This is a genomic window from Bacteroides sp. AM32-11AC (assembly GCF_003603515.1).
Lineage (GTDB): Bacteria > Bacteroidota > Bacteroidia > Bacteroidales > Bacteroidaceae > Bacteroides > Bacteroides uniformis.
The window spans coordinates 1-8,094 of the sequence record NZ_QTNH01000027.1 but is presented as its reverse complement, the minus strand read 5'-3'; the positions used below and the strand labels follow the sequence as shown (position 1 = coordinate 8,094).

The following is an 8,094-nucleotide window of genomic DNA, read 5'->3' as shown; positions in this document are numbered from 1 at the left end:
GCCCGGATACTAAACGAGAACTACTGAACAACTTTTCTCACCACAGATATGTTTCTTTCTTACCACACCCGTGTTTCTTTCTTTCCACAGCTGTGGTAAGAAAAGAGCACTGCTGTGGTAAGATTAGTTTTTAGAGAAACAGACTCAGAAAGTAAAGAGATAGCAATTATATCTGGCATTTTAGAAACTAACTATCCATAAAGAACGAAATGAAATACTTCAAAGATAAAAGAAAAGAGAATGAAATCTCCCACAATACTGTGACAAACCGAAAAACTCAGCGACAGATAGGGTAAATATCAACCTAATTATTTATCTTTGTTAGCTTTTAAAAGTTAGCATACTAAAAACAATAAAGTGCAATGAAAGATTTTCTGAAATTTACGTTTGCCACCATTACCGGCATCATCGTATCAGTCGTTGTTTTAGTTTTCATCAGTATTCTGGTGGTTTTCAGCATGGTATCATCTTCGGAATCAGAAACGCAAGTACGCAAAAACTCCATTATGATGCTGGATTTGAATGGTGCACTGGCTGAACGCAGCCAAGACAATCCGTTCGATGCCCTTATGGGAGACAATTATAAGACTTATGGCCTGGATGATATCCTCTCTTCTATCAAAAAAGCAAAAGAGAATGACGACATTAAAGGTATCTATATAGAAGCGACTTCGCTGGGTGCAGGATTTGCTTCACGCGAAGAAATACGCAATGCATTGAAGGATTTCAAGGAATCGGGAAAATTCATCGTGGCTTATGGTGACAGCTATTCCCAAGGTCTTTATTATCTGTCAAGTGTAGCCGACAAGGTGTTGCTGAACCCGCAAGGTATGGTCGAGTGGAGGGGCTTGGCCGCTACCCCCATGTTCTTCAAGGATTTGCTGGCCAAAATCGGAGTAGAAATGCAGATATTCAAAGTAGGTACCTACAAATCGGCTGTAGAGCCTTTCATCTCTACCGAAATGAGCCCTGCCAACCGTGAACAAATCGACGCTTACCTGACCTCCATCTGGGGACAAGTGACCAATGATGTTGCAGAATCACGCAAAATATCTGTAGACTCACTGAACGCCATTGCCGACCGCATGTTGATGTTCTATCCCGCAGAAGAAAGTGTGCAATGCGGACTGGTCGATACATTAATATATAAGAATGATGTGCGCAACTACCTGAAAGCGATGGTAGGCATCGACAAAGACGACCGCATGCCCGTACTTGGTTTGCAGGACATGATTAACGTAAAGAAGAATGTTCCCAAAGACAAAAGTGGAAATGTGATTGCCGTATACTATGCCTATGGAGAAATTGACGGTGGTTCATCTTCTGCCTCCAGCGAAGAAGGCATCGACTCTAAAAAGGTGATTAAAGACCTGCGCAAGCTGAAAGATGACGAAGATGTAAAAGCTGTAGTATTACGCGTAAACTCACCGGGCGGAAGCGCCTATGGTTCAGAACAGATATGGTATGCCGTCAGCGAATTGAAGAAAGAGAAACCAGTCATTGTTTCCATGGGTGACTATGCAGCTTCAGGAGGTTACTACATTTCTTGTAATGCAGACACCATCGTGGCCGAGCCTACCACACTGACGGGTTCTATCGGCATCTTCGGCATGTTCCCCAACGCAAAGGGGCTGACTGATAAAATCGGGGTAAATTTTGATGTAGTGAAAACCAATAAATACGCAGACTTCGGCATGCTGACACGCCCGATGAATGACGGGGAAAAAGGGCTGATGCAAATGTATGTGAACAACGGATATGACCTCTTCCTCACCCGCTGCTCCGATGGCCGAGGCATCAGCAAGGAAGACCTGGATAAAATTGCCCAAGGCCGTGTATGGACCGGAAGCAAGGCCAAGGAACTAGGACTGGTCGACGAATTGGGTGGTTTGGACAAAGCTTTGGACATTGCCATTGCAAAGGCCGGAGTAGATGCCTATACCGTGATGAGCTATCCGAAAAAGGAAAGTTTCTTTGAAAGCCTGATGAACACCAATCCGGGTAACTACGTCAAAGCACGCATGCTGAAAGGCACAATGGGCGAGATATACCAGCAGTTCAGCGTCCTGGAGAATTTTGACAAATGTGACCGTATACAAGCACGTGTACCCTTTGAACTGAATATTCAATAAATGGAGGAAAACTTTATCAAGATATATCATTGGCTATATCCCCTATCATGGCTTTATGGAATAGGGGTATGCTTGCGAAATAAACTCTTTGACTGGGGCTGGCTCCGGTCAAAGAGTTTTGACGTTCCAGTAATATGCGTGGGCAACCTTGCTGTGGGCGGAACTGGCAAGACGCCACATACCGAATATCTGATAAAGCTATTACAAAAAAACGGAGTGAATGTAGCCACCCTCAGTCGGGGTTACAAGCGTAAAAGCCGAGGCTATGTACTGGCCGATGACAAGAGCAATGTACGGCAAATAGGTGACGAGCCGTATCAAATTAAAAATAAATTCCCCAATGCACGGGTAGCGGTAGACGAAAACCGTTGTCACGGCATTGAGCAACTGCTGAAACTGGAAAATCCCACTGTAGAAGCCATCATCCTGGACGACGCCTTCCAACATCGCCATGTAAAAGCCGGACTGAACATTCTACTAACCGATTTTCACCGGTTACTATGCGATGATGCCTTGCTCCCTGCCGGAAGACTCCGCGAACCTTCAAGCGGTAAAAACCGGGCACAGATGGTCATCGTCACCAAATGTCCGGATGACATCAAGCCGATAGACTTCAACATCATAGCCAAACGGCTCCACCTCTATCCATACCAACAACTGTATTTCTCCAGATTCCGCTATGGAATGTTGACCCCGCTATTTCCCGAGAAAACGAACAGCTGGAAAGTGCTCTCCTCCCTCACCGGAGACGAGCAAGTACTGCTAGTGACAGGCATCGCCTCCCCCGCCCCCTTGCAGAAAGAAGTGGAATCTTACACGCCACACGTCAAATTGCTGGCATTTGATGACCATCATGACTTTACTCCCAAGGATTTATTGCAAATAAAGGAACAATTCCAGCACCTGGAAGAGTGGAAAAGACTGATAATCACCACGGAGAAAGATGCGGCAAGGCTGAAACTCCATCCCGCACTGGACGAAACACTAAAGCCGTACATCTACGTGCTGCCGATAGAAATAGAAATCTTACAAAATCAACAATATATATTTAACCAAAACATTATTGGCTATGTTAGAGCGCATTCAAGAAACAGCAGCCTTTCTGAAGGGAAAGATGCACACCCAGCCTGAGACAGCAATCATCCTCGGTACCGGACTCGGCAGTCTTGCCGGTGAAATCACTGAAAAGTATGAGATAAGGTACGAAGAAATCCCCAATTTCCCCGTCTCTACCGTAGAGGGGCACAGCGGAAAACTTATCTTCGGCAAACTGGGCCATAAAGACATCATGGCGATGCAGGGACGTTTCCATTTTTACGAGGGCTATTCCATGAAGGAAGTAACCTTCCCGGTACGTGTAATGCGCGAACTGGGTATCAAGACCTTGTTCGTTTCCAATGCCAGTGGCGGCACAAATCCGGATTTTGCGATCGGCGACCTGATGATTATCACCGACCATATAAACTACTTCCCCGAACATCCATTGCGTGGCAAAAACATACCTTACGGCCCTCGTTTCCCGGATATGAGCGAGGCCTATGACAAAGAGCTGATTCGTAAGGCCGACGCCATTGCAGCAGAAAAGGGCATCAAGGTTCAGCACGGTGTCTATATCGGTACGCAAGGTCCCACATTCGAAACACCTGCGGAATACAAGATGTTCCATATTCTGGGTGCCGATGCAGTGGGCATGTCCACCGTGCCGGAAGTCATCGTGGCAAATCATTGCGGAATCAAAGTGTTCGGCGTATCTGTCATTACAGACTTGGGGGTAGAAGGTAAAATCGTAGAAGTCTCTCACGAAGAAGTGCAGAAAGCTGCAGACGAGGCACAACCGAGAATGACAGAGATTATGCGTGAATTGATTAATAGAGCATAAGAAAGCATGAGAACAGAAATAGCTACCCTCGGTGAATTCGGCCTCATCCGTCACCTCACCGAAGGCATTGAACTAAAGAATGAGTCGAGCCGATATGGTGTCGGAGATGATGCCGCCGTCCTCTCCTACCCGGCCGAAAAGGAAGTGCTCGTTACCACCGACTTGCTAATGGAAGGCGTCCACTTCGACCTTGTGTATGTACCGCTCAAGCATTTGGGGTATAAATCGGCCGTAGTCAATTTCTCCGATATCTATGCCATGAACGGCACACCGAAGCAGATTACCGTTTCCTTGGGTATATCCAAGCGTTTCAGTATAGAAGACATGGAGGAACTCTATGCCGGCATCCGTTTGGCTTGCGAAGAATATGATGTTGACATCGTGGGAGGAGACACCTCCGCTTCCTATACTGGGCTTACCATCAGCATCACCTGCATAGGCGAGGGTGAGAAAGGAAAAGTGGTCTACCGCAATGGTGCCCGCGAAACCGACCTGATTTGCGTCAGCGGCGACTTGGGTGCCGCCTACATGGGACTACAGCTTTTGGAACGCGAAAAGGCGGTGCTCAAAGGAGGTGACAAAGACTTGCAACCGGACTTCTCGGGGAAGGAGTATCTTCTGGAACGTCAACTGAAGCCCGAAGCACGCCGTGACATCATTCAGAAACTGGCAGAAGAAGGTATACAACCCACCTCCATGATGGATATATCGGACGGACTTTCTTCGGAATTACTGCATATCTGTACCCAAAGCAAAGTGGGTTGCCGAGTTTACGAAGAACATATTCCTATCGACTATCAGACGGCTGTAATGGCAGAAGAATTCAATATGAACCTGAGCACTTGTGCACTGAACGGAGGCGAGGATTATGAGTTATTGTTCACCGTCCCCATTGCCGACCATGAAAAGGTTGCCGAAATGGAAGGCGTCAAGCTGATTGGCCATATCACCAAACCGGAATTAGGCTGCGCCCTAATTACCCGTGACGGTCAAGAGTTTGAACTCAAAGCACAAGGATGGAATCCTTTGAAGGAAGAAGAAGCGGAAAAAGCATAACTATAAAACTTTTTCAGTATTTTTTCTCAAATCATAAACGCTGATAATTAGCCATATAGCCAATTATCAGCGTTTTTTATTATGAAAGCTATTGCATAGTCCAAAAGTTTCACTACCTTTGCAACCGCAAAAGAGATAAACATGGTGCCATAGCTCAGTTGGTAGAGCAAAGGACTGAAAATCCTTGTGTCCCCGGTTCGATTCCTGGTGGCACCACTTTTAAAAGACTTCAAATTTGGTAAATCCTTGAAAATTAAACATTTCAGGGATTTTCTTTTTCCTAAAACTCCCACATTTTTAGCAAAATTATGCAGTTCCGTTGGTCTAAATCGTGACCAATTTGGGTTTTGAAGAAATTGACCACGAATTGTATCATAAGTCATTGATTGTCTTACCGTTTAACTCTTGCTATTCTGCACGATTCAGTAACTTTAAACCATTAATTTTTAGAGTATGAAACGACAGACTTTTAATGTGCTTTTCTTTATTAGGAAAACCAAATTAAAGAAATCAGGTGAAACGCCCATCATGTTGCGCATTACTATTGAGGGGCAACTCACCGAATTGCAACTCAAACGGGATGTAATGCCTATACTATGGAATCAATCCAAAGAACGTTGTACCGGTAGGGATGCTACATCAATGGAGATTAACCGCTATCTTGAATCGGTTAAACTTCGATTGTTAGACATTCATAGGGAAATGGAAGATGCAGGAAAACTTATCAATCCGATGGAAGTAAAACGTAGATTTCTCGGGTTGGATGAAAAGCATCTAATGTTCTTTGAAGTTTTTCAGGAACATAACGATAAATGCCGTGAGTTGATTGGCAAGGATTATGCTAAAGTAACTATCTCCCGCTTTGATACTTGTTTACGATATTTCAAAGAGATGGCTTTGAAAAAGTACCACCTAAAGGATATTCCCATGAAAGAAATAAGCCATGCCATCATTCAGGACTATATTCATTTCCTGAAAGCTCAAAAGGGCTTGCAAGAAAATACGGTAATCCGTTATATGAAAGTAGTTAAGAAAATCACCAATATGGCATTGGCTAATGATTGGATGGAGAAAGACCCGTTTATCAATATCCGTTTCCACGAGCAGGAAGTACACAAAGAGTTTCTAACCAAAGAAGAGTTAGAAACTATGCAAAACAAAGTTTTTGATGTTCCTCGGCTGGATTTAGTGCGTGATATTTTTCTGTTCCAATGCTTCACGGGATTAGCTTTCATAGATGTATCTGAATTAAAAGCAGGACATCTTATATCTGATAATCAGGGGAATTTATGGATTAGGAAAGCAAGACAGAAAACAAAAGTCATGTGCAACATTCCTCTTTTGGATATACCTTTAGCCATATTGGAGAAATACAAAGGACATCCACTGGCGAAAAAGAAAGGAACATTGTTACCCGTTCTATGCAACCAAAAACTAAACAGTTATTTGAAAGAAATTGCTGATTTATGCGGTATTAAAAAGAATCTAACCACACATACCGGACGACATACATTTTCGACTGTTGTCGCTTTAGCTAACAATGTATCATTGGAAAATGTAGCCAAAATGCTCGGTCATACCAATACAAAAATGACACAACGATACGCAAAAGTATTAGATCAGAGTATTCTCCGAGATATGCAGAATGTACGAGAAAATTTCTCTCCTAAAACCACCTAAAGATGAAAACGGCTACCCAATCCATTCGGACGGTAGCCGTTTTTCCATCTTCATCATATTAAAGACTAAAGAGAATAATCTTCTATATTATAGGCTGAACGAAACCTATCTTCCAAAACCTTCCTAATATCCTATTCACGAAACAGCACTTTGCCCGGAAGTTGGATAAAAGGGAAAATACCATCATCCCGATAATACTGCAAAGTCCTACGGCTGATTTTGAGAATAGAACAAAGTTCTTCGCTTGTCAGATACCGTTCACCCTCAAACATGGGCTTGTTATTCTTCAATGCATATTCTATATAAGGTAAAGCCCTATCTAACGATTGCAATAATTCTTGGCTATCTTCATTCGTGTATAAATCCATAAGCAATTATTCTTTAGTGGTTACTTTTATTCTACCTGAATCCAATAGTTTTTGTACTTCGGCAACCTTATAATATACTTTCTTGCCAACGGTCGAAAAAGAAAGTTTGCCGTTCTCACGCAAAGACTGTAATGTTCGCAAAGGAATATTTAAGGAAGCTGCCAATGTCTTGCCCTCTATCCATTCTTTCTCAATACATATATCTGAGGAAGACAAAGAAATATTATCTGCCAATGATACAATCTGTTCCAGCTTCTTTCTAAAAGAATCGAAGGAAACTCTTTCTATTGCTACTATATCCATATATAAATTACTTTTCAAAATTCATTATCTCAATCCTTTTTTTAAGTAAGTTTTCCAGAACTCAATATGAAGCATTGACAAAGGTAAGTTCCGTATTTAGCCTGTTCAAGTCCAAGCCTTCGGTTTAGAAAAAATCTTCCTCTCATTAACATTCGAGCGTATTTTTATCTAAAGACTTGCACAGACTAAATACTTCACTGGAAAAGTCAATGATTCAAATTAAATTCCGAAAAACAATGTTTTCGAGGGTGGCAGGCTATTCTTTCCAGCTTTCAAAATAGTGCTTTTGGAGCAGCTTATCAATATCACTTTGGCGATAGATGATTTTCCCTTTTATCTGAATAAAGGGGATTAGCCCTGTATCTCGCCATTCTTGCAGAGTTCGTAAACTGACATTCAGTTTTTTAGAAACCTCCCGATTGGAAAGAAAACGTTCTCCGTTCAGGTGGGGCTTGTAGTGCTTTACAATCGATTCAATACCGTTCAGTATTGAATCAAGCGAAGAAATAAATTCTTTGACTTGTGGTGTATCTTTACTTATTAATTCCATGATTGAAAGATTGTTTTATTGAAATATTGATTTCAAGATTGCTTGATAGCTAATCAGTTGAATGATTAGCTGATTATTAGTTTCGTGTAGCTAACACTTGAAAAGGGACCCGGAACAACATTTAAA

General features: G+C 42.6%; 8 protein-coding genes and 1 tRNA gene. 6 read left to right on the top strand and 3 right to left on the bottom strand.

Translation table 11 applies throughout. The annotated features are described in order from the left end of the window. Positions 1 to 362: 362 nt before the first annotated feature. The 6 genes from sppA to DW800_RS19235 all read left to right on the top strand — a co-directional run bounded on the left by sppA (position 363) and on the right by DW800_RS19235 (position 6,747). Positions 363 to 2,132: a signal peptide peptidase SppA gene (gene sppA, locus DW800_RS19260; protein ID WP_119958285.1), complete on the top strand. Its 1,770-nt coding sequence runs from the start codon at positions 363 to 365 to the stop codon at positions 2,130 to 2,132. Then, positions 2,133 to 3,263 (top strand): tetraacyldisaccharide 4'-kinase, encoded by a 1,131-nt coding sequence (gene lpxK, locus DW800_RS19255; RefSeq protein WP_119958284.1) that lies wholly within the window; start codon positions 2,133 to 2,135, stop codon positions 3,261 to 3,263. Then, positions 3,202 to 4,011, top strand: a complete 810-nt coding sequence (locus DW800_RS19250) for a purine-nucleoside phosphorylase (protein ID WP_005835556.1) — start codon at positions 3,202 to 3,204, stop codon at positions 4,009 to 4,011. The genes lpxK and DW800_RS19250 overlap by 62 nt, the downstream gene beginning before the upstream one ends. Positions 4,012 to 4,017: 6 nt before the next feature. Continuing rightward, the gene (thiL, locus tag DW800_RS19245; RefSeq protein ID WP_005828671.1) at positions 4,018 to 5,067 is read left to right on the top strand and encodes a thiamine-phosphate kinase; all 1,050 of its coding nucleotides are present in this window, start codon (positions 4,018 to 4,020) and stop codon (positions 5,065 to 5,067) included. A 143-nt stretch (positions 5,068 to 5,210) separates the two neighbouring features. Next, positions 5,211 to 5,283 (top strand) — tRNA-Phe (locus tag DW800_RS19240). A gap of 237 nt (positions 5,284 to 5,520) precedes the next feature. Continuing rightward, positions 5,521 to 6,747: a site-specific integrase gene (locus DW800_RS19235; protein WP_117704149.1), complete on the top strand. Its 1,227-nt coding sequence runs from the start codon at positions 5,521 to 5,523 to the stop codon at positions 6,745 to 6,747. Between the two features lie 131 nt (positions 6,748 to 6,878). Here DW800_RS19235 and DW800_RS19230 read toward each other — a convergent pair whose 3' ends face one another. The 3 genes from DW800_RS19230 to DW800_RS19220 all read right to left on the bottom strand — a co-directional run bounded on the left by DW800_RS19230 (position 6,879) and on the right by DW800_RS19220 (position 7,968). Then, positions 6,879 to 7,115 carry a helix-turn-helix domain-containing protein gene (locus DW800_RS19230; protein WP_227224645.1) on the bottom strand — a complete coding sequence of 79 codons (237 nt, stop codon included), beginning with the start codon at positions 7,113 to 7,115 and terminating at the stop codon, positions 6,879 to 6,881. A gap of 6 nt (positions 7,116 to 7,121) precedes the next feature. Further along, positions 7,122 to 7,418, bottom strand: coding sequence for a helix-turn-helix domain-containing protein (locus DW800_RS19225; protein ID WP_021939650.1), 297 nt, complete (start codon positions 7,416 to 7,418; stop codon positions 7,122 to 7,124). A gap of 256 nt (positions 7,419 to 7,674) precedes the next feature. Continuing rightward, complete coding sequence (locus tag DW800_RS19220; protein ID WP_117704150.1) at positions 7,675 to 7,968, bottom strand: helix-turn-helix domain-containing protein; 294 nt, start codon at positions 7,966 to 7,968, stop codon at positions 7,675 to 7,677. Between the last annotated feature and the right edge of the window lie 126 nt (positions 7,969 to 8,094).

What these genes read in the sequence shown, in the direction of transcription:
- sppA (WP_119958285.1), top strand. Translation starts at nt 363, where the DNA reads ATGAAAGATTTTCTGAAATTTACGTTTGCCACCATTACCGGCATCATC.
- lpxK (WP_119958284.1), top strand. Translation starts at nt 2,133, where the DNA reads ATGGAGGAAAACTTTATCAAGATATATCATTGGCTATATCCCCTATCA.
- DW800_RS19250 (WP_005835556.1), top strand. Translation starts at nt 3,202, where the DNA reads ATGTTAGAGCGCATTCAAGAAACAGCAGCCTTTCTGAAGGGAAAGATG.
- thiL (WP_005828671.1), top strand. Translation starts at nt 4,018, where the DNA reads ATGAGAACAGAAATAGCTACCCTCGGTGAATTCGGCCTCATCCGTCAC.
- DW800_RS19235 (WP_117704149.1), top strand. Translation starts at nt 5,521, where the DNA reads ATGAAACGACAGACTTTTAATGTGCTTTTCTTTATTAGGAAAACCAAA.
- DW800_RS19230 (WP_227224645.1), bottom strand. Translation starts at nt 7,115, where the DNA reads ATGGATTTATACACGAATGAAGATAGCCAAGAATTATTGCAATCGTTA.
- DW800_RS19225 (WP_021939650.1), bottom strand. Translation starts at nt 7,418, where the DNA reads ATGGATATAGTAGCAATAGAAAGAGTTTCCTTCGATTCTTTTAGAAAG.
- DW800_RS19220 (WP_117704150.1), bottom strand. Translation starts at nt 7,968, where the DNA reads ATGGAATTAATAAGTAAAGATACACCACAAGTCAAAGAATTTATTTCT.